Annotated in this window: 19 protein-coding genes and 1 pseudogene; 8 read left to right on the forward strand and 12 right to left on the reverse strand. The window is 43.7% G+C overall.

The window, feature by feature from the left end; translation table 11 throughout:
- Positions 1-18: 18 nt before the first annotated feature.
- The 4 genes from NXX38_RS16260 to NXX38_RS16275 are packed head-to-tail and all read right to left on the reverse strand — an operon-like array spanning position 19 to position 4,268.
- Positions 19-702, reverse strand: a complete 684-nt coding sequence (locus tag NXX38_RS16260) for an L-ribulose-5-phosphate 4-epimerase (RefSeq protein ID WP_074556460.1) — start codon at positions 700-702, stop codon at positions 19-21.
- Between the two features lie 5 nt (positions 703-707).
- Positions 708-1,385 (reverse strand): NrtR DNA-binding winged helix domain-containing protein, encoded by a 678-nt coding sequence (locus tag NXX38_RS16265; protein WP_074556461.1) that lies wholly within the window; start codon positions 1,383-1,385, stop codon positions 708-710.
- A 23-nt stretch (positions 1,386-1,408) separates the two neighbouring features.
- The gene (locus NXX38_RS16270) at positions 1,409-3,103 is read right to left on the reverse strand and encodes a sodium:solute symporter (RefSeq protein WP_148366266.1); all 1,695 of its coding nucleotides are present in this window, start codon (positions 3,101-3,103) and stop codon (positions 1,409-1,411) included.
- A 25-nt stretch (positions 3,104-3,128) separates the two neighbouring features.
- Positions 3,129-4,268: an aldose epimerase family protein gene (locus NXX38_RS16275; RefSeq protein ID WP_148366267.1), complete on the reverse strand. Its 1,140-nt coding sequence runs from the start codon at positions 4,266-4,268 to the stop codon at positions 3,129-3,131.
- A 378-nt stretch (positions 4,269-4,646) separates the two neighbouring features.
- Here NXX38_RS16275 and NXX38_RS16280 point away from each other — a divergent pair, with 378 nt between their 5' ends.
- A complete protein-coding gene (locus NXX38_RS16280) occupies positions 4,647-6,629 on the forward strand; it encodes an alpha-L-arabinofuranosidase C-terminal domain-containing protein (RefSeq protein ID WP_258980215.1) in 1,983 nt (660 codons plus the stop codon).
- Positions 6,630-6,747: 118 nt separating this feature from the next.
- Here the strand turns inward: NXX38_RS16280 and galK are convergent, their stop codons facing one another.
- The 3 genes from galK to NXX38_RS16295 are packed head-to-tail and all read right to left on the reverse strand — an operon-like array spanning position 6,748 to position 10,412.
- Positions 6,748-7,902 (reverse strand): galactokinase, encoded by a 1,155-nt coding sequence (gene galK, locus NXX38_RS16285; protein ID WP_195650654.1) that lies wholly within the window; start codon positions 7,900-7,902, stop codon positions 6,748-6,750.
- Positions 7,903-7,953: 51 nt separating this feature from the next.
- On the reverse strand, positions 7,954-9,264 hold the full coding sequence (locus NXX38_RS16290) for an MFS transporter (protein WP_074556471.1): 1,311 nt from the start codon (positions 9,262-9,264) through the stop codon (positions 7,954-7,956).
- Between the two features lie 50 nt (positions 9,265-9,314).
- Positions 9,315-10,412 carry an aldose epimerase family protein gene (locus tag NXX38_RS16295; protein ID WP_074556472.1) on the reverse strand — a complete coding sequence of 366 codons (1,098 nt, stop codon included), beginning with the start codon at positions 10,410-10,412 and terminating at the stop codon, positions 9,315-9,317.
- A gap of 259 nt (positions 10,413-10,671) precedes the next feature.
- On the opposite strand from NXX38_RS16295, the gene NXX38_RS16300 reads away from it, so the two are divergent.
- The 4 genes from NXX38_RS16300 to NXX38_RS16315 all read left to right on the forward strand — a co-directional run bounded on the left by NXX38_RS16300 (position 10,672) and on the right by NXX38_RS16315 (position 14,408).
- Positions 10,672-11,643 (forward strand): type I phosphomannose isomerase catalytic subunit, encoded by a 972-nt coding sequence (locus tag NXX38_RS16300; RefSeq protein ID WP_117515077.1) that lies wholly within the window; start codon positions 10,672-10,674, stop codon positions 11,641-11,643.
- Between the two features lie 102 nt (positions 11,644-11,745).
- Positions 11,746-12,711: a tyrosine-type DNA invertase cluster 3b gene (locus NXX38_RS16305; protein ID WP_195650653.1), complete on the forward strand. Its 966-nt coding sequence runs from the start codon at positions 11,746-11,748 to the stop codon at positions 12,709-12,711.
- Positions 12,712-13,047: 336 nt separating this feature from the next.
- Positions 13,048-13,626, forward strand: a complete 579-nt coding sequence (locus NXX38_RS16310) for a UpxY family transcription antiterminator (RefSeq protein ID WP_148366277.1) — start codon at positions 13,048-13,050, stop codon at positions 13,624-13,626.
- A 32-nt stretch (positions 13,627-13,658) separates the two neighbouring features.
- On the forward strand, positions 13,659-14,408 hold the full coding sequence (locus NXX38_RS16315) for a polysaccharide biosynthesis/export family protein (RefSeq protein ID WP_234133809.1): 750 nt from the start codon (positions 13,659-13,661) through the stop codon (positions 14,406-14,408).
- Here the strand turns inward: NXX38_RS16315 and NXX38_RS16320 are convergent.
- The 3 genes from NXX38_RS16320 to NXX38_RS16330 form a co-directional block, all read right to left on the reverse strand.
- The gene (locus NXX38_RS16320; RefSeq protein WP_148366281.1) at positions 14,401-14,826 is read right to left on the reverse strand and encodes an N-acetylmuramoyl-L-alanine amidase; all 426 of its coding nucleotides are present in this window, start codon (positions 14,824-14,826) and stop codon (positions 14,401-14,403) included. The two genes, NXX38_RS16315 and NXX38_RS16320, sit on opposite strands and share 8 nt — an antisense overlap.
- A 4-nt stretch (positions 14,827-14,830) precedes the next feature.
- A complete protein-coding gene (locus tag NXX38_RS16325) occupies positions 14,831-14,938 on the reverse strand; it encodes a smalltalk protein (RefSeq protein WP_004297473.1) in 108 nt (35 codons plus the stop codon).
- Between the two features lie 120 nt (positions 14,939-15,058).
- Entirely contained in the window at positions 15,059-15,547 is a 489-nt protein-coding gene (locus tag NXX38_RS16330) for a DNA-binding protein (RefSeq protein ID WP_148366283.1), read from the reverse strand.
- 220 nt (positions 15,548-15,767) lie between these two features.
- Here NXX38_RS16330 and NXX38_RS16335 point away from each other — a divergent pair, with 220 nt between their 5' ends.
- Positions 15,768-15,986 carry a DUF4248 domain-containing protein gene (locus NXX38_RS16335; RefSeq protein WP_004297475.1) on the forward strand — a complete coding sequence of 73 codons (219 nt, stop codon included), beginning with the start codon at positions 15,768-15,770 and terminating at the stop codon, positions 15,984-15,986.
- 133 nt (positions 15,987-16,119) lie between these two features.
- Here NXX38_RS16335 and NXX38_RS16340 read toward each other — a convergent pair whose 3' ends face one another.
- Positions 16,120-17,952, reverse strand: coding sequence for a DUF3987 domain-containing protein (locus NXX38_RS16340; RefSeq protein WP_258980218.1), 1,833 nt, complete (start codon positions 17,950-17,952; stop codon positions 16,120-16,122).
- A 28-nt stretch (positions 17,953-17,980) separates the two neighbouring features.
- Positions 17,981-18,611 (reverse strand): annotated as a pseudogene (locus tag NXX38_RS16345) (BT4734/BF3469 family protein).
- A gap of 161 nt (positions 18,612-18,772) precedes the next feature.
- On the opposite strand from NXX38_RS16345, the gene NXX38_RS16350 reads away from it, so the two are divergent.
- Together NXX38_RS16350 and NXX38_RS16355 are read left to right on the forward strand one after the other, a co-directional pair.
- Positions 18,773-18,922 carry a hypothetical protein gene (locus NXX38_RS16350; protein ID WP_167511822.1) on the forward strand — a complete coding sequence of 50 codons (150 nt, stop codon included), beginning with the start codon at positions 18,773-18,775 and terminating at the stop codon, positions 18,920-18,922.
- Positions 18,923-19,123: 201 nt separating this feature from the next.
- Positions 19,124-20,530, forward strand: coding sequence for an undecaprenyl-phosphate glucose phosphotransferase (locus NXX38_RS16355; RefSeq protein WP_258980219.1), 1,407 nt, complete (start codon positions 19,124-19,126; stop codon positions 20,528-20,530).
- The last annotated feature ends 45 nt before the right edge of the window (positions 20,531-20,575 follow it).

Consider the following 20,575-nt stretch of genomic DNA (forward strand, 5'->3'; position numbering starts at 1 on the left):
TTATAATTTTTAATTGTTTTACTGTCCATAATAAGCATTCGGGCCATGCTTGCGGCTGAAATGTTTCTCTATCAGCAGCGGATTCATTGTTAAATTGGGATTTACCGCATAAGCGATACTTGCCATTTTAGCTACCTGTTCCATAACCACAGCATTGTGTACGGCGTCGTATGCGTCTTTTCCCCAAGAGAAAGGACCATGATTTTTCACCAATACTCCCGGTGTATGTACAGGGTTCAAGCCTTCAAAACGTTTCACTATTACATTACCGGTTTCCAGCTCGTAAGCACCTTTCACTTCCGCTTCCGTCATATCCGCTGTGCAGGGAATGGCATCATGGAAGTAATCTGCATGAGTGGTTCCGATATTCGGAATGTCACATCCGGCTTGTGCCCATGCTGTTGCATAGGTAGAGTGTGTATGTACCACTCCTCCGATTTCCGGAAATGCTTTGTAAAGCACTACGTGAGTAGGGGTGTCTGAAGATGGCTTCAGCCGTCCTTCAACGACCTTGCCATCCAGATCCACTACTACCATATCTTCGGCTTTCATGTCATCATAACTTACACCACTGGGTTTGATTACTACCAATCCGCTTTCACGGTCAATGGCAGAAACATTTCCCCAGGTAAAGATGACTAATCCATGCTTTACCAATTCGAGATTGGCATGAAATACTTTTTCTTTTAGTTCTTCCAGCATAATGATTAGATTTTAAATTTCGGGTCTTTGCGGTAAGCCTTGCCATTGAACTTATACAAGGCAGCGCCGCGTTTAGAACTTAGTTTATCAATTTTATCAGTTTTCTCTATATAATCCATTTCAGCCACTCTTTTACGGAAGTTCCGTTTATCCATCGTCTCACCATAAATGGCCTCATATAGACTTTGCAGTTGAGTCAACGTAAAGAGTTTCGGAAGCAGATTGAATCCGATAGGTTCCACGGACGCTTTCTGTTTCATCAGTTCCTGTGCCTTCTCCACCATTTCAGGATGGTCGAAAATAAGTGGGGGAAGCTCGTTTATTTTCACCCAGTGAGCATTGTGTTTCCGAACCAGATTCAGATCATATTTATTGATGTTGATTAACGCGTAATAAGCCACAGAGATTACCCGTTCACCCGGATCGCGGTCAATCGCTCCGAAGGTTCCCACCTGTTCCATATAAACGTTTTCCAGTCCGGTGAGCTCATGCAATACACGTTTGGCGGCATCGTCCACACTTTCATCTTTCTGCACGAATCCTCCCATCAGAGACCATTCACCCATTGCCGGCTCAAAGTTTCTCTTCAACAGGAGCAGGCTGATTTCCCCTTCGGAGAAACCGAAGATGATACAGTCGATGCCGACATAGAAAGTCGGATTTGAGCTATAATAATTGTTCATTGTTGTCGTAGTGAATTATTTAATTACCAGAAATACCAGTAGAAAGCGGCTGTAATAGACAGGATTATTACAGTATGAATAATATCCCAGTGATCCCAGCTGACACGAGTAGCCGCTTTTTGTTCTTTAGTAGCTGTACCGAATACCAGTCCCTGAATCTTTTCTGCTGTCGGGGCCTTTGTTGTTAGACTAACTACGATTACTACAATCATACAGAATAGGAACATCCATCCGCAGAAGAACAGCCAGTTCATATCATAAAACAAATATTTGAATGTAGAATCAGCCACTTCACCCGCGTTGCTATAGTATACTTTAGCACCCAGACGCGTCAAGCCGATGACCATACCGGAAATCAGTCCCCACATACCACCTTGAGCAGAAGTACGTTTCCAGCAGACCCCCAGTAAAAACGCAGCAGCGATACCTGGAGCCAGGACTGACTGAACATCCTGCAAATAAGTGTAAAGTACATCACCTACACTACGCATGATAGGAATCCAAAGAATACCTAAAATAACGATTACAACTGTTGCAACCTGGCCGATACCAACCAGTTTCTTTTCCGGAGTTTCCGGTCTGAAACGCTTGTAGAAGTCGATAGTGAACAACATGGCCGATGAGTTGAACAAAGAGGCAAGAGAACTCATCAAAGCGGCAAGAATACCACATACTACCAGACCTTTTACCCCGGCAGGAAGTAATTTGGCAACCAATGTCGGGAAAGCGGCATCGGCATTTGCAGTTCCATTAGCCAGCATCGGAAGGAACCCCTCACCACCGGCACCGATATATTTCTGGTGCAATGCGAATGCAATCATACCCGGAATCAAGAAAAGGAATACAGGTAACAGTTTCAGGTAAGCTCCGAAGATAGTACCACGGCGAGCTTCTTTCTCATTCTTTCCTGAAAGTACACGCTGCACAATAAACTGGTCAGTACACCAGTACCAGAATCCGATGATAGCTGAACCGATCAAAGCACCCAACCATGGGAAGTTTGCATCATCATTGCTACGAATCAGGTTGGTCATGGTATCACCATAATCATTTACGGTCACAGCACCACAGACTCTCATCATTTCGTCCCATCCGCCTAGTTCTTTGAAACCAAGCACAAGGATAATTAAGGAGCCTAACAATAGGATTGGAGTTTGAAGAACAGAAGTATAAAGAACGGATTTCATACCTCCGAAAATGGTATAAATTGCGGTCAACACTACCAGACCGATAGCTGCAATCCAGAAGAAATCAATTCCCCAAAGTTCTTTGATGCCGAATACCTGCTGGAACACCAGACCACCGGCATATACAGTTACGGCTACTTTGGTCAAGACATAACTAACCAGAGAGATTACAGACAAGATAGTACGTGATTGAGGATTATAGCGGCGTTCCAGGAATTCCGGCATCGTATATACCATGCTTCGTGAATAGAAAGGCACGAACACCCATCCCAGAATCAAAATCATCCATCCTTGAATTTCCCAGTGAGCCATAGCCATACCACTGGATGCTCCGGCTCCTGCCAGTCCGATCAAGTGCTCCGAGCCAATGTTCGATGCGAAGATAGAGGCACCGATCGCAAGCCATGTTGCGTCACGTCCACCTAAGAAATAATCTGCCGAGTCATTTTGTTTTTGTCTGACTACCCAAACAATAATACCAATCAGAGCCAGAAAAAAGACTCCGATTACTAGCCAATCTAATGCTTCCACGATAAAAATGATTTATGAGTTAATATTATCTCTCTACAGAGAATTTGAAAATACATTCGCTGTTGTAAGTTTGTCCCGGTTCCAGAACAACAGACGGCCAGTCTGCCTTGTTAGGGCTGTCAGGATAGTGTTGTGTTTCCAGACAAACGGAAGCACGTTGGTTGTAAACGATACCTTTCTTGCCGGTTACGGTTCCATCGAGGAAGTTACCTGTATAAACCTGTATACCCGGTTCGTTGGTATATACTTCCAGAGTAATGCCGCTTTCGGGTGAAGTAAGTTTGGCGGCTGCTTGAGAAAGATCTCCCTTAGTGTTCAATACCCAGTTATGATCATATCCGTTTCCATTCTTTAATTGAACGAAATCATAGTTATTGATTTCCTTACCCACGGCTTTCGGAGTAGTAAAGTCCATCGGAGTGTCTTTAACCGGAGCAATTTCGCCTGTAGTCATAAAGGTACTGTCTACCGGAGTATAGTAGTCTGCATTCACATACATGATATGGTCGGTTGAAATTTTAGACGGATCACCGGAAAGATTGAAATAAGAGTGGTTGGTCATGTTGATGATCGTCTTTTTATCAGTAGTTGCGCTATATTTGATGTCGATAGCGTTGTCATCAGTCAGTTTGTAAGTCACTTTAGCTGTTACGTTGCCCGGGAAATTAGCATCTCCATCCGGTGAAATACGAGTCAGCTCCAGTGTTGTCGGATCGATAAGATTGGCTTCATAAACCTGGTATTGCCAGCCTTTCGGACCTCCGTGCAGACAGTGTCCGTAATTGTTTTGTGGTAACTGGATCGTATCGCCATCCAATACAAAACGTCCCTGGTTGATACGGTTTGCATAGCGTCCGATAGAAGCGCCAAAGTCGCTGGGAATATTGATATAATCAGCAATGCTGTCAAAACCTAAAACTACATCCTGCATCTGACCGTTCTTGTCGGGTACCATGATAGACACGATACGTCCTCCGAAGTTAGTGATGCATACTTCCATGCCTGCCTTATTCTTTAGTGTGTAAAGAGCTGTTTGGGCATTATTCACTTCTGTTTGAAATTTTACCGGATCAAGACCGGACAAGGTCAGCTCGGAAGCCGGTTTGTTATTGCACGCAGCCAGCATCAGCACGGCAATTCCTGCAAGTAGAAAATGTTTTTTCATGGTTTTATTTTTAATGTAAATGAGATGCTTATCTTATTTTGGGTGTAAAAGTAACACTTTTGTTTGGTGTGTCAAATACACTCTTATATGTTATGCAGCATAAATGGTATGTTTTATAATTTTTTCCACACCTTATTATATATATAAATATACGCTTTCCTGCAGTTCATATTTGTATTATATGATTGTAATAAATAGGTGTTTTTTTATCTGATTTCGTATTATAAATACGGATACCAGATGGAAATTTGTGCAAATGAATGGAATTTGATCCTTTTTGACCGATAAACACCTGTTTATGATAAAATCGGGTACGCGGAAAATTGAGAATCTGATTATCTTTGCATTTTAACTATATATAATTTTTTATTGAGAACCATGAGAAGATACACAAATTTATTGGCAGTATTAGCCTTGTTTACTAACCTTGCACTTCATGCGCAAACCAATGAGTTGGTGATACAAACGAAGAAGCTGGGAGCGGAAATCCAACCTACTATGTACGGACTCTTTTTGGAGGACATCAACTATGCTGCTGATGGCGGATTATACGCGGAACTGGTAAAGAACCGCTCGTTCGAGTTCCCCCAGCATCTGATGGGATGGAATACCTATGGCAAAGTGACACTGATGGATGACGGACCTTTTGAACGTAATCCGCATTATGTACGCCTTTCCGATCCGGGACACGGACACAAACATACCGGCCTGGATAACGAAGGCTTTTTCGGTATTGGCGTCAAGAAAGGAGAGGAGTATCGCTTTTCTGTTTGGGCGCGTTTGCCGCAAGGAAGTACGAAAGAAACATTGAGGATCGAACTTGTCGATACTAAATCAATGGGTGAACGTCAGGCTTTTGCCGCAGAGAATCTGACGATTGACTCCAACGAATGGAAAAAGTATCAAGTCATCTTGAAGTCCGGCATTACCCATCCAAAATCCGTACTCCGCATTTTCCTTACTTCTAAAGGAACGGTTGATTTGGAGCACGTTTCTCTTTTCCCGGTCAATACCTGGAAAGGACATGAAAATGGTCTTCGCAAAGATTTAGCACAAGCATTGGCGGATATTCATCCCGGAGTCTTCCGCTTCCCCGGTGGTTGTATCGTAGAAGGTACTGACCTCAATACCCGTTATGACTGGAAAAAATCGGTAGGTCCCGTAGAAAACCGCCCTTTGAATGAGAACCGTTGGCAATATACCTTTACCCATCGTTTCTTCCCGGATTATTATCAGAGCTATGGATTAGGATTCTACGAATACTTCCTGTTGTCCGAAGAAATGGGTGCAGCGCCTCTTCCGATTCTGAATTGCGGTCTTTCCTGTCAATATCAGAATAATGATTCGAAAGCTCACGTTGCAGTTTGTGATCTGGATAGCTATATTCAGGATGCACTCGATTTGATAGAATTTGCCAATGGTGACGTCAATACTACATGGGGGAAGGTACGTGCCGATATGGGACATCCTGCTCCATTTAATCTGCAGTTTATCGGTATCGGTAACGAACAATGGGGAAAAGAATATCCCGAACGTCTTGAACCGTTTATCAAAGCCATTCGTAAGGCTCATCCGGAAATCAAAATCGTAGGTAGCTCCGGTCCGAATTCCGAAGGAAAAGAGTTTGATTATTTGTGGCCTGAAATGAAACGTCTGAAAGCTGATTTGGTGGACGAACACTTCTATCGTCCTGAAAGCTGGTTTCTGACACAAGGCGCACGCTATGACAACTATGACCGTAAAGGTCCGAAAGTGTTTGCCGGAGAATATGCCTGCCACGGAAAAGGCAAAAAATGGAATCATTACCATGCTGCTCTGCTTGAAGCTGCTTTTATGACCGGATTGGAACGTAACGCTGACATCGTACACATGGCTACTTATGCTCCTCTTTTCGCTCACGTAGAAGGATGGCAATGGCGTCCGGATATGATTTGGTTTGATAACCTGAATTCCGTGCGTACTACAAGCTATTATGTACAGCAGTTGTTTGCACATAACAAAGGAACTAACGTGCTTCCGCTTACCATGAATAAGAAAAATGTAACAGGAGCTGAAGGGCAAAACGGACTCTTTGCCAGTGCTGTTTATGATAAGGATAAGAATGAACTGATTGTTAAGGTGGCTAACACTTCCGCCACGGTCCAACCGATTTCATTGAACTTTGAAGGTTTGAAAAAACAGGATGTACTTTCAGACGGCCGTTGCATCAAACTTCATTCGCTTGATCTTGACAAGGATAACACGCTTGAACAACCTTCCGCCATCACTCCACAGGAAACTCCGGTATCGATTGAAGGCAACGTGTTTGTTACCGAACTGGAACCGACTACATTTGCTGTTTATAAATTTAAGAAGAAATAAATAGATGTGTTAGCTCAGAATACCAAGTAATAGGTTTTAAATTTTTGTTAATTGTAAAAGTAAGGGCGGCTTCCTCACGGAAGCCGCCCTTCTTACTTATTTAATTTCGAATGAATTCTTATTCCAGTCTGCGGGAACCGTCGCCGATTACTACATCATACACTTTCGGGCTTCTGCCGAATTTAGCTTTGAAAGCAGCTTTTGTTTTTTCAACGAAGTTGTCATACAATTCGTTTTTGACAAGGTTGATCGTACAACCGCCGAATCCGCCACCCATCACGCGTGAACCGGTAACACCGTATTCTTTAGCGCAGTCATTCAGGAAGTCGAGTTCTTCGCAGCTTACTTCGTACAGCTTGCTCATACCATGATGAGTTTCGTACATCTTCTTACCTACAGTTTCGTAATCATCCTTTTCCAATGCTTCACAAACGTCGAGTACACGTTGGATTTCCTCGATTACGTATTCTGCACGCATATAGTCTTCAGCGCTGATATCAGCTTTTGCTTCTTCCAGCATAGCCATTGTACAGTCGCGCAGGAATTCTACGTGCGGATGTTTTTTCTGGATAGCGGCAACAGCAGCTTCACAGCTTTGGCGACGCTTGTTGTAAGCAGAAGAAGCCAATTCGTGTTTCACCACTGAATCCATCAGAACCAGGCGATAACCTTCCGGATGGAATGGGAAATACTGATACTCCAGTGAACGGCAATCCAGACGGATCAAGCTGCCTGCTTTACCGAATACGGAAGCAAACTGGTCCATAATACCGCAGTTCACACCACAATAGTTATGTTCTGTAGCCTGACCCACTTTAGCCAATTCAAACTTATCTATCTTGTTTTCACCGAACAGTTCGTTCAATGCGAAAGCATATGTACTTTCCAAAGCAGCAGAAGAAGACATACCTGCACCCAGAGGCACATCACCTGCGAAAGCAGTATTGAATCCCTTCACGTCAACGCCACGTTTGATCATTTCACGGCATACACCGAAAATATATCTTGCCCAGCTGGCGCGTGGAGCATCTTCTTCATTCAAGCCAAATTCCACATAATCTTTCAAGTCGATAGAGTAAGCCTTTACTTTGTCAGTACCGTTCGGTTTGATTTCAGCAATCATCCCTTTATCTACCGCTCCCGGAAAAACGAATCCACCGTTGTAGTCAGTGTGTTCGCCGATCAGGTTGATACGGCCCGGAGAAGCATATAGAAAGCCGGTAGTTCCGTCAAAGTGTTTAATGAATCGACTTCTTACGTATTCTGTATCCATGATATTTATATTTTAAAGGTGAATAAATTGAATTCTATTCTATGTGATTGTTTATTCCACAGGAATATCCTTATTTACATTCTTGCAACCTACCAGACCGTAGAACAACAGGTAAGCCAAAGCGGCGATAATAACCCAATAGCTAGGCATGAAACCAGCGATATCGGCTACTAATCCCTGAATTACAGGTAAGATACCTCCACCACATACCAGTACCATAAACAGACCGGAAGCAGCAGCCAGATATTTACCTAAACCTTCTACAGCAAGGTTGAAAATACCACCCCACATGATAGAAGTACATAAGCCCACTAATACCAGATACATGGCATTGATAGGAACTTCTGCAAATCCGAATGACAAACTACCGGTAGCGCTTTGTTGAAGTACAGGTAGATCAACCATTGTTTCTGTAGATGAGAAGATGGCAAGGAATACCAGAATCAAACCTAAAGCAGAAGTAAATGTAAGCATAGCCTTACTGGAGATTTTAGCACCAAGAGAAGCACCTGTCAAGCGTCCGATCAACATCAGGAACCAGTATGTTCCTACTACGAATCCCGAGATTGTAGAAGCGATACCTGCTCCACCTTTTTCTACAGGGTCTGTCAAGAATAAATTCAAAGTTCCCGGTACACCTACTTCAATACCTACATATACAAAGATTGCAATAGCTCCCAGGACGAAATGACGGAACTTCAAAGCACCTTTCATCAATTTACCGATAGGTTCTGTTGCGGTAGCGGCGTTAGGCTCTGGTATGCGTACAAACAAAAGCACGAAGAATGCGAAAGCGAACACAGCCATAGCGGTGTACATCACAGGGAATATTTGAGAAATAGTAGCTTTTTCGATAGATCCGGCGATAAGGATACCTACAAACATCGGAGTAATGGTAGCCATTACAGAGTTGAAAGAGCCACCTACCTGGATAAGCTGATTACCTTTGTTACCTTCGCCACCAAGTTTGTTCAGCATCGGGTTCACAACAGTGTTAAGCAAACACATAGAGAAACCTGCTACGAATGCACCGATCAAATAAACAGCGAAAGCCATTTCCGGGCTTGAATGGCCGGATAAGAACTGGATACCTACGCCTATGAAGCCGATAGCTACTGCGATAAGTGCTGTTTTCTTATAGCCCACGCGTTGTAACAGGATGCCGCTCGGAATACCCATTACTGCGTAAGCAATAAAGTTTCCGAAGTTTCCCAGCATACCTAATGCGTTTGATACGTCGAACTGGTTTTTCAATACGATACCCATAGGGGCAGCGAGGTTAGTAACAAATGAAATCATACCGAAAAGGAAAATCATCGTAATGATCGCAATGATTTTTCCATTCTTTTTTTCTTGTGTCATGGTTCAAAAAAATGTTAGTTTATAAAATTAGGTTAGTTATTTTTCAAATCTTATTCTTCTACCGTAAATTTGTAGACAGTGATCTGTTGGTATTCATCACCCGGCAGCAAAGTAGCCGATGGGAAATGCGGTTTGTTCGGAGTATCCGGGAAACACTGTGCCTCAAAGCAGATAGCGCTTCTGGCAGGGAATGTAGCTCCGTGTGCACCTTCAAATCCGTTGAGCCAGTTGCCTGTATAGAGTTGTACACCCGCTTCGGTGGTATATACTTCCATGATACGTCCGCTTTCCGGATCCTTGCAAGTGGCAGCCAGATCGAGCGAACCGCTTTCCAACTTGTTCAGTACGTAACAGTGGTCATATCCTGCACCGAAAATCAGTTGCTGGAATTTGTCGTCGATACGTTCGCCTACAGTGTGCGGGGCACGGAAATCCATCGGAGTACCCTCTACTTTGGCAATTTCACCGGTAGGGATAGAAACTTCGTCGATAGGCGTATAGAAATCAGCGTTGATCGTAACGATGTGGTTGTTGACGGTAGGAGTAGGGTTGGAAATACCGGCGAGGTTGAAGAAACCGTGGTTAGTCAAGTTAACGACTGTAGCTTTGTCGGTGGTAGCTCGGTATTCGATATTCAGTGCATTTACTTCGTTGTCCAGGCGGTAGGTCATTTCTATTTCCAGATTGCCGGGGAATCCCTCTTCGCCATCGGCAGAAACATAGTTGAATTGCACCGTACTCTCATCAATCTGGACAGCATCCCATACACGGGCGTGGAAACCGGTAGGTCCACCATGCAGAGAGTTAGGTCCGTTGTTAATCGTGAGTTCATGTTCTTCGCCGAACAAAGTGAATTTTCCTTTCGCAATACGGTTGCCGTAGCGTCCGATAGTAGTGCTTAAGAAAGGTTCCGGGCTGTTGATGACGTGGTCGATGCTGTCGTGTCCGAGGATTACATTGGCATACTTACCGTTTTTGTCCGGTACCATGATAGAAAGAATGGCGCATCCGTAATTGGTTACAGCTACTTCCATTCCCTTTGCGTTTTTGAGGATAAATAAATCAGTTTTCTTATCATTTATATCCTTTTGGAAATCTTTCCGGCTAAGCCCTGATAGATTCCCTTCTGTTGGGAATGTGTTATTCATGTCTGGTATTATTAAAATTTTCCTGCAAATAAAGGGAAATTCTTTCTTACTCACAAATTATTCCGGCTAAATATAGTAGATGCTTTAGGAAAGTTTAGCTTTATTACTTCATCTTCTTCGAATGCAAGAATAAAAGATGCTTTCTTAAATGAATTTTCATCCTCCTTTTCTTAAAAACTGAACTATTTTTTGTATGTTTGTTGCCGGATTGTAACAATCCGAGCGAATTTAATCTAAGTTTATAACAAGAAAAACAAAAATGTATCCATTAAAATTCGAACCTATTCTGAAGCAGACGCTTTGGGGGGGCGACAAAATTATTCCATTCAAGCATTTGAATTCAGACTTGAAAGGAGTAGGAGAAAGCTGGGAGATTTCTGGCGTTGAGAACAATGAATCCGTAGTGGCTAATGGTCCGGATAAAGGTCTAACCTTGGCCGATATGGTCAGAAAGTATCGCGAGGAGCTGGTTGGAGAAGCGAATTATGCTCGTTTCGGCAATAAATTTCCACTGCTCATTAAGTTCATCGACGCCAAACAGGATTTGTCAATCCAGGTACATCCGACAGATGAGTTGGCGAAGAAACGCCACAATTCGATGGGAAAAACCGAGATGTGGTATGTGGTAGATGCCGACAAAGGAGCTAAATTGCGTTCAGGATTCTCTGAACAGATTACCCCGAAAGAATATAAAGAACGCGTGTTGAACAATACGATTACCGACGTATTGCAGGAATATGAAATTCATCCGGGTGATGTATTCTTCCTTCCTGCCGGACGTGTGCACAGCATCGGGGCAGGTTCTTTCATCGCCGAGATTCAGCAGACCTCTGATATAACTTACCGTATCTACGATTTCAACCGTAAAGATGCGAATGGCAAAACCCGTGAACTTCACACCGATTTAGCCCGTGAAGCCATCAACTATGAGGTATTGGATGACTATCGCACTAAATACGAACCGTTGAAGGACGAACCGGTAGAATTGGTTGCTTGCACTTACTTCACGACTTCTCTGTATGACATGACTGAAGAAATCAGTTGCGACTATTCCGAACTCGATTCATTCGTAATCTTTATCTGTATGGAAGGATCCTGCAAGATGAGAGACAATGAAGGTAATGAACTGACTGTCAGTGCAGGAGAATCTATCCTGTTGCCTGCTACCACGCAAGATGTCACAATCACTCCCGAAGGAGGAAATGTGAAACTGCTGGAAACATACGTGTAAGATAATATCGTACAAAATGGAATTCATCCGACTTTGTTCCGTTCTCATGATGGACAAAGCCGGATGATTTTTTTTGAAATATATAAAATAATAAATGATGTAATGAGGAACAAAAATGGATTTAGCCGGTGTGCAGAGTTCTACATCGGCCGTTTGCGAAAGGAGGGACGCCATTCTACAGCACATGTTTACAAGAATGCTCTCTTCTCTTTCAGCAAGTTTTGCGGCACGCTCAATGTGTCGTTCAGACAAGTCACCCGGGAAAGTTTACGGCGTTACGGGCAGTACCTTTACGAGTGTGGTTTGAAGCCCAACACGATTTCTACGTATATGCGTATGCTTCGTAGCATTTACAACCGGGGAGTGGAAGCAGGTATTGCGTCTTATGTGCCGCGACTGTTTCATGATGTTTATACAGGTGTGGATATCCGCCAGAAAAAAGCCCTGCCTGCTGTCGAATTGCATAAGCTTCTATATGAAGATCCAAAGTCGGAGCGATTGCGTCGTACACAGGCTATTGCTGCCCTGATGTTCCAGTTTTGTGGAATGTCGTTTGCCGATTTGGCTCATTTGGAGAAATCGGCTTTGGATCAGAATGTGTTGCGGTATAATCGTATCAAAACCAAAACTCCGATGAGTGTGGAAGTGCTTGATACAGCCAGGGAAATGATCAACCAGCTCCGTAACAGGGAAGATGCCCAACCCGATCGTCCGGATTATCTGTTTGACATTCTTAGCGGCAAACAGAAACGTCAGGATGAAAAAGGGTATCGGGAATATCAGTCCGCTCTCCGTCAGTTCAATAATTGTTTGAAAGACTTGGCTAGAGCTTTACGTCTGCAATCTCCCGTCACTTCCTATACACTTCGCCACTCTTGGGCAACGACAGCGAAGTATCGGGGAGTACCTATTGAAATGATTAGTGAATCATTGGGCCATAAATCTATAAAAACAACACAAATCTATTTAAAGGGCTTTGGACTTAAAGAACGTACAGAGGTAAATAAAGGGAATTTATCTTACGTCAGAAACTGTTGTGTAGACAGAAAGAAAAGTGTAAAGTGCTAGTAGTCAGTATTGATATATGTGCGTTACTTCTTAGGTAACGGAACTTAAATTTGACGCAAAGATAGACAAAAACATAGATAGTAAGCAAATATTCTTCCACTTTTTTTCGTTTTATCTGAAATATAAGGAAAAAAACTATCCGAACATGAAATAATCTAATTTTCATGCTCTATACTTTTTTATTGCCTAATCTCTGGATTTTTCCTGTTGAGTATTAGGCAGTTCCATTCTTGTGCCCTATTCCTATATGTGATTTCCATTTTTATTGAGATGCGTGCCTTGTGTATGTATTGTCCGTTACCTAAGAAGTAACGGAATAACATGGGGTAAAAAAACATGATTTTAACAAAACCAAAATCAATTAGTGCTGGGCCTAGTGATGGGACAGGGGAAGGCGTAGCACACTCTAAACGCTGGTATGTCGCTCTGGTTCGTATGCACCACGAGAAGAAAGTAGCCGAGCGTTTATCTAAAATGGGGATTGAGAATTTCGTTCCTGTCCAACAAGAAATTCACCAGTGGAGTGACCGGCGCAAGATGGTTGAGTCCGTTCTTCTGCCCATGATGGTGTTTGTGCATGTAAATCCGAAAGAACGCAAAGAAGTTCTGGGTTTCTCTACTGTTAGCCGTTATATGGTGATGCGCGGTGAGAGTTCTCCGGCGGTGATCCCTGATGAGCAGATGGCTCGTTTCCGTTTCATGCTCGACTATTCAGAGGAAGCTATTTGTATGAACAGTTCTCCTTTGGCACGTGGTGAAAGGGTCCGTGTTGTGAAAGGACCTCTGACCGGGCTGGTTGGTGAACTGGTCAATGTCGATGGCAAAAGCAAGATTGCTGTCCGGCTGAATATGCTGGGATGCGCTTGTGTTAATATGCCTATTGGTTATGTCGAGGCTATCTGCGAGAAAAACTAATACCCGTCAGTCATTATTTATCCACCATTTACATGAATACGAAATTATCCTGTGCTTTTGCACTGATATTCTTTTTCTTCTTTTTCTCGGCTTGCCAGTCCTATAAGAAAGTACCTTATTTACAGGATGCGGAGATTTTGAAACAGGCGAATACGCAAGTTGCACCTGTTCAGGACGCAAGACTGATACCGGGCGATGAGGTTTCCATTTTTGTTTCCACTTCCGATCCGGTTGTTTCGCAGCCATTCAATGAACAAGGCAGTACATTTCTGCTGGATGACCAGGGGAATATCAACTATCCGGTTTTAGGTAAACTTTCTTTAACCGGTTTAACAAGTCGTGAAGCTGAAAATCTGATAACGGAGAGACTGAAATCTTACGTGAAAGAACGTCCTACGGTAGTAGTCCGTATGTCCGGCTTTAAAGTTTCGGTTTTGGGAGAAGTGGCTTCCCCCGGTGTTTATCCGGTGGTGAATGAGCAGATCAATGTGCTCGAGGCACTTGCCATGGCAGGAGATTTAACAATTTATGGTGTTCGTGATAATGTAAAACTAATCCGCGAAGACAGGAATGGGCATAAACAGTTTGTCACACTCAATCTGAACGACGCGGATTTGTTAATCTCTCCTTATTATCAGTTGCAACAGAATGACATCCTGTATGTCACTCCTAATAAAACCAAAGCGCAGAGCGCAGACATAGGAACAAGTACGACGATGTGGGTTTCGGGATTTTCCATCCTGGTGTCTATTGCCAGTTTGCTGGTCAATATACTTAGATAATACCACCTAATTCCCGATACTCCTCCGTACAATTAAAACACGGACACTCCTTCATCGGATTCAAATCATGATGGCCTACAATCAACGTCTTAGGAAATATTTTCCTCAATTCGCGGAGCAGACCGAGCAAAGAAGCCCGTTGTGCCAATGTACGCGTGTCTTTGGGACGTCCTGCCATATCCAGCCCTCCTTCATAACAAATACCTATCGAATGGGTGTTATGGTCACGGCAGTGTGCCCCGACCTTTTCCAGAGGACGACCCTGGCAGATTTCTCCGTCCCGGGTGATGTAGAAATGATAGCCGATGTCACGGAATCTCCGGTGCAAGATATGATCTTGTCGGCAAGCCTCCGCCGAAAGGGACTTTCCTTCCGGCGTGGCACTGCAATGAATGATAATCAGAGTGATGGTACGCATAGGACTACATACAGCTCTGTACTCCGATCAAACCTCCGATAGCGGTGGCAACGGTGATAATCACTTTGATGATGAAGCTCCATACGGAGCGGGGAGATGATGAATTACTCATAGATAAGAAGTTTTAAATAAATTGATAATAGTTTTTTTATTCACCACGGAGGACACAGAGGAAAGAAATAATCTGTGGTGAAAAAACTCTGTGTCCTCGGTGTCCTCCGTGGTGAATCCCTTAAGCAGCCGGATCAGGTGCTTCACCGCCACCATCCGGTTTCGGATCAGGGTTGTCACCCGAATCAGAACCTCCTCCGGCAGTTGTCGGTTTCTGATATTCGGCCTGCTGCTTCAACTGGCTGTCGAGTTTCAGGTTGGTGGTTGACAAATTACCGGTAGCACGGGCTTTCAGACGCATACCAGTGATGTTTTTCTCCAGTGAGAAATCTTCCAGCGTATCAGCCGCCTTACTGCGGATGCCCACACCAAAGATGGCAAGGTCGTCGATTTTCACACATTTGCCATCCAGCAGCAGTTCTTTGATACAGTCAACCATGTCGGAAAGCACACCTTTGATGACACCACCGGAATACGGTGAATTGTGCTTCGACATATGCTCGGCAAGCTTTGCCAAATCAAACGTCTCGTCGCTTACCGCACGGGCGAACCACTTGCCTGCATTCAGGCCTTTCTGTTGTTGGTTTTGATAAATTTTGTAACGGATCATAAAACAATAAATTAAAGGGTTAAACATCGTGTCCGAGGGATTCTTTTCCCTTTCGACAATACAAAGATACTACCCTCAAACCTTGGAAAATCAATAGTATGCGCTTGCGTACGATTGTTGTCAATTATGCGCAGTAACAGTCGGTTATTCAATGGAAAAACGTAGGATATGTGGATATGTTTTGTTATTTTTGTAACTGTAAATCATAAACTTATTCATTATGAACGAATTCAAAATACGTGCCTACGGCCGCATGGAACTGGCTCAACTTTATTCTCCGGAACTAACTGACATTGCTGCATATCGAAAGATGAAGAAATGGATCTCTTTATGTCCCGGACTTCTGCAACGTCTGTACGACTTAGGTTACGAATCAAAGCGCCGCTCATTCACCCCGTTGGAGGTGAGAGTGATTGTAGACGCCTTGGGAGAACCTTAGAAGAGCGGAAAAGTAAAGCACCGCTTTAGCAATCGTAAAGCTATGCTTTACCACCTCTAAAGCGCCGCTTTAGATTTCATGAAACGTCCTGTTGTTATATAAATGCAAAGAATGCACTTTTTCCGGGGGCTCCCTAACACACGCACACATGCGTGCGCGTATAAACGCCTTTATCGTCTGTATTGATAAGCAATCCTTTTTTTATCAGACGGTTCAGCCAGCTAAGAGCTGTGTTAGGTTTGATTTTCATCTTTTCAGCCTGCTCCAACAACTGTGTGCGGGTGAACTGGTTGCCCATTATTTCAAAAAGTGCATCCCGGTCGGCATTGGCTCTATGTTTGACCTCTGTGGAAGGAAGAAAAGATAAGATATGTGTGGCATGACGATAGAGCGGAGTTACAAGCTCCAGCACCGCATGGAAATCTTCAGCGGTGATTGTCATATCCCAACGGGTGATAATGCTGTCTTTGATATTATCGGCAGCAATCTCCTTGTCAGGAGTCAGCAGAGGGGCGGAAGAACCTTTGAACTGATAAGGCTGGTCGCATTCCAGTGCACGCATCATAGCTATTTCTGCCATGATACGGCACGTGTTGACAGCCAGTCGGGCTATGGAACTGCTCATTTCGTTATCGTTGGCGAGTCCCGAACGGAAAAACAGATCGGCAAAGAGAGCATTGAACTCTTGCTTTTGTTCATCAGTGAGCCGGAGCGTATGAAGCCCGTGTGCTTTCATCAGGTCCAGTTGCTTTTTCCATTCCAGACCTATGTCTGTGAAGACAGCTTCCAGATCGGTTTCGCCACTTTCAAACTGGTTGATCCATGTCCATATACCGTGCATATAATAAAACAGCTGGCGCGAGAAGAGACCGTTCTCTGTCGATGGAATAAGTGGTTTTACCTGTGCGGGTGTACCGGAAAGCAGGACGGAAAGATAGCTTTTCTTTACTTCCCGGTATTCCTGGTCGGTGCGTCGGTTGTACGACAGACGGTCGTGGTCGAACGCTTTGCGGAGCGTATCGCTCCAGTGTCCGTATTCAGAGCCGATAGCTGCAGAGATGGTGTCCGCTTCGGTTTCGCAGATAAGCCCTGTGCCGTTGGCATCCATGATATTTTGCAGAATACCCGTTCCGGTGTTATTACCCGAAATGAGAAACATTTTATTCTTGGGCATTTGAGGAGCTTCCACTTTGCAGCGCTCCTTTCCCATGACATCATAGGCGGCTTTCTCTTTCTTGTAGGTCTTGACCTTTTCCGCTACTTGTTGGCGGAGCTCGTCATGAATAGGCTCTACAAGCAGCCGGATGAACGAAAGAATTCCCTTACCCGAGGCGGAAGGGGCTACAATAAAACTTTGCAGGCAAGGAGATTGGAGTTTGCCGGCGTATGGACATCTCACATATCGCTCCATGCTGGCACCTATGGCGGTCAATGCTCCGAGCAGCATGACATCGCGTTGTGTGGGGCTGGTGGCATAACTCATGATGAGCAACAGGATTTTCGGCCAGTCCGCTTCGGTGAAAGAGGGCAATGGCTGGTTCGGTTCACTACCGTCCTGCAGCTCTTCGGATTCGTCCGGTTCTTCATTGTCCACCTTATTATATACGTGCGTGTGTGTGAGATTTTTGGCCGGTGTATTTTCTGCATTTTCTGCATTTCTCCGGTGGTTCATCATTTCCTCTTTGCAGAGAGTTACACCCGTCCTTTCAGCAAGATGGAATGCAGTGCCCAGATGGACATCTCCATGCCGGGTAGTAAGTGCGTTGGAGAATATCCGTTCGGCATGTTCCCGTTCGTATTTGGCAGACACCCGGCACAGCCGATGGAAAAACTCGCGTCCCGCTTCTCCGCAATCCGTTGCAATGGCGAACGCCAGTTGTACATATTCAGCATACGTAGGGGCAATATCCGCTCCTGCAGTTTCAACCGCCTCACAGAGGCGGCATAACGATTCAATTTCGTCCATAATTTTAATTTGTAATTTATAATTTTGATTATTTACTGTTTCTAAACAACGCTCCCGGATCATGACTAAGAAAGCAAGACCTTACAATGTCCTTACCGGAAAAGTCTACCCCTTTGCGTTTTTCTCCGAATGGAGAAGGTGTTTCCGTACCATAGAGCAGCACGGTGAACATCATTGCCAGCTTCCATATTTTCGATGATGCTGTTTGTGTCGTTAGCCATGGGTAAATGATTGTAGGGTACGAATGCTTTCACACCCCGTCCACTGGGACTGATAAACGTGAGTACAGGATGCAGAAGGTGGTCATTAAACAATGTGCTGCGCATTTCCACTGCCTCCTGATAGGAGTCGAGATGGTCGATATCTACCACCACCAGATGTGAAGAAGCTACGAAACATTTGCTGTTTCGACGCGAGAACGTACCACAGGGAGTCACATAAGGCAATAGTGATGCTTTTGCGGTCCGTATATCTTCGGAATTGCGTACTTGTCCGGTCAGAATTTTGAGATTCTCGTTGCAGGTTATCATTTGAAAAACCTGCTCTACGGAGACTTCGCAGGAGGGAATAAGTGTTGCAGGAGTAACAATCCGTCCCTGTTCATTTTTGATGGGAGCAATGGGAGGCATGAAATAAGACATTCTGAAATCGTTTGTCATCATTTAATTTTTTAAGTTTTTAATTCAGTAATTGCTTTGTCTTTCAAAAGCATGGGCGAAGATCAGCAAAGATTTTAAAATGCTGTTCCCGACATGTCGGGAACAATGTGAAAATAATTAACGTGAAACTTACATATTTAACAAAAAACAAAGAAATGGACATGCGAAACGAAATTCGCCACGAGGCTTTAGGAATCCTGATTGAGGAGGAGTTGAGACGTGCGGGGGTGAATATTACAGCAATGTGTGATGCTATGCACATGGGGCATACGACTTACTCTGATCTAAGGGGGGCTCCGATAAACATCTGAAGTATTACGAAGGTATTCTTGATTTTTATTGTAACGCTCTTACTGATGAAGAAATTCTTGAAAAAATAGAAAAGTGGGCATTGATGTATCTTCGGTACAGGAAAAAGAAGAAAGAGGAACTTGCTAACAATGATAAAAACTGTACTAATGGAGTGGTAGAGCTAGCATATGATGATTGAATGAAAAAAGATAAATAATATTATGCAGGAAGTCCAACGTTTTAATAAAGTCCTAAAATCTTTTGTCCTTTTAGGGGACATTATCTTACTGAACTTACTGTTGTGGGTATTCGATTCTCTTTGGGGAAACCGTTCCCTTTTTGAGTTTTCCATGCCTCTTTTCCAGAGCATGGCTTTGATGACTTTATGTTATCTGGTTTGCAACATTCGTTCCGGAGTGATCCTTCATCGTCCGGTGGTTCGTCCGGAGCAAATCATGCTTCGAGTGGCACGGAACATGATTCCTTTTGTATTGATGGTGTTGGGACTCTCATACATTTTCCATTTTGAATGTGTTAACCTGCGTCAGCTGGGGGCATTTTACGTAGTTCTCATTATCGTTATTATTTCTTATCGCCTGACGTTTCGTTATATTCTGGAGCTTTATCGCAAAAGTGGGGAAAATGTCCGAAAGGTAGTACTGGTGGGTAGCCATGAAAATATGCAGGAACTTTATCATTCCATGACGGATGATCCGACATCCGGATTTCGGGTACTGGGATATTTTGAAGATTCTCCATCAGACCGCTATCCTATGAATGTAGCATATTTGGGACAGCCATGCGAAGCCGTTGATTATTTGACCCGTAATGCGGGAAAAGTAGACCAGCTTTATTGCAGTCTTCCTTCCGCCCGTAGTGCTGAAATTGTGCCGATTATCAACTATTGTGAGAACCATCTGATTCGTTTTTTCAGCGTTCCCAATGTCCGGAACTATCTGAAACGGAGAATGCATTTTGAAATGCTAGGTAATGTTCCGGTACTTTCTATCCGTCGTGAGCCACTAGAGTTATTGGAAAATCGTATTGTGAAACGTAGCTTTGATATTATTTGCTCGCTACTGTTCCTTTGTACCCTTTTCCCGATTATATATGTCATTGTGGGACTGGCTATAAAGATAAGTTCTCCCGGACCTGTCTTTTTCAAACAGAAACGAAGTGGTGAAGATGGTCGTGAATTTTGGTGCTATAAATTCCGTTCGATGCAGGTGAATGCACAAAGTGATACGCTTCAGGCTTCCGAACACGATCCTCGTAAAACCCGTATCGGTAATCTGATTCGCAAGACGAATGTGGATGAGCTTCCTCAATTTATTAATGTACTGAAAGGGGATATGTCTTTAGTGGGTCCCCGTCCGCACATGTTGAAGCACACAGAAGAATATTCCCATTTAATAAATAAATATATGGTTCGTCATTTTGTTAAACCGGGTATTACAGGTTGGGCACAGGTGACAGGTTTTCGTGGAGAAACAAAAGAGCTTTGGCAGATGGAAGGACGCGTGCAACGTGACATCTGGTATATCGAACATTGGACGTTCATTCTGGACTTATATATCATGTATAAGACTGTGTATAATGTCATCCGTGGGGATAAAGAGGCTTATTAGGTTGAGAGTTGAAAATTGAAATAAAGATTAAATCAATAGTTGTAA

Source organism: Bacteroides sp. BFG-637 (assembly GCF_024793605.1).
Classification (GTDB): Bacteria; Bacteroidota; Bacteroidia; order Bacteroidales; family Bacteroidaceae; genus Bacteroides; species Bacteroides vicugnae.

Bases quoted from the DNA above. Each gene is read 5' to 3' on its own strand.
- NXX38_RS16315 (WP_234133809.1), top strand. From the start codon at position 13,659: ATGAATACGAAATTATCCTGTGCTTTTGCACTGATATTCTTTTTCTTC.
- galK (WP_195650654.1), bottom strand. From the start codon at position 7,902: ATGGATACAGAATACGTAAGAAGTCGATTCATTAAACACTTTGACGGA.
- NXX38_RS16305 (WP_195650653.1), top strand. From the start codon at position 11,746: ATGAGGAACAAAAATGGATTTAGCCGGTGTGCAGAGTTCTACATCGGC.
- NXX38_RS16310 (WP_148366277.1), top strand. From the start codon at position 13,048: ATGATTTTAACAAAACCAAAATCAATTAGTGCTGGGCCTAGTGATGGG.
- NXX38_RS16295 (WP_074556472.1), bottom strand. From the start codon at position 10,412: ATGAATAACACATTCCCAACAGAAGGGAATCTATCAGGGCTTAGCCGG.
- NXX38_RS16290 (WP_074556471.1), bottom strand. From the start codon at position 9,264: ATGACACAAGAAAAAAAGAATGGAAAAATCATTGCGATCATTACGATG.
- NXX38_RS16320 (WP_148366281.1), bottom strand. From the start codon at position 14,826: ATGCGTACCATCACTCTGATTATCATTCATTGCAGTGCCACGCCGGAA.
- NXX38_RS16280 (WP_258980215.1), top strand. From the start codon at position 4,647: ATGAGAAGATACACAAATTTATTGGCAGTATTAGCCTTGTTTACTAAC.
- NXX38_RS16300 (WP_117515077.1), top strand. From the start codon at position 10,672: ATGTATCCATTAAAATTCGAACCTATTCTGAAGCAGACGCTTTGGGGG.
- NXX38_RS16275 (WP_148366267.1), bottom strand. From the start codon at position 4,268: ATGAAAAAACATTTTCTACTTGCAGGAATTGCCGTGCTGATGCTGGCT.
- NXX38_RS16330 (WP_148366283.1), bottom strand. From the start codon at position 15,547: ATGATCCGTTACAAAATTTATCAAAACCAACAACAGAAAGGCCTGAAT.
- NXX38_RS16260 (WP_074556460.1), bottom strand. From the start codon at position 702: ATGCTGGAAGAACTAAAAGAAAAAGTATTTCATGCCAATCTCGAATTG.
- NXX38_RS16340 (WP_258980218.1), bottom strand. From the start codon at position 17,952: ATGGACGAAATTGAATCGTTATGCCGCCTCTGTGAGGCGGTTGAAACT.
- NXX38_RS16335 (WP_004297475.1), top strand. From the start codon at position 15,768: ATGAACGAATTCAAAATACGTGCCTACGGCCGCATGGAACTGGCTCAA.
- NXX38_RS16265 (WP_074556461.1), bottom strand. From the start codon at position 1,385: ATGAACAATTATTATAGCTCAAATCCGACTTTCTATGTCGGCATCGAC.
- NXX38_RS16325 (WP_004297473.1), bottom strand. From the start codon at position 14,938: ATGAGTAATTCATCATCTCCCCGCTCCGTATGGAGCTTCATCATCAAA.
- NXX38_RS16355 (WP_258980219.1), top strand. From the start codon at position 19,124: ATGCAGGAAGTCCAACGTTTTAATAAAGTCCTAAAATCTTTTGTCCTT.
- NXX38_RS16350 (WP_167511822.1), top strand. From the start codon at position 18,773: ATGCGAAACGAAATTCGCCACGAGGCTTTAGGAATCCTGATTGAGGAG.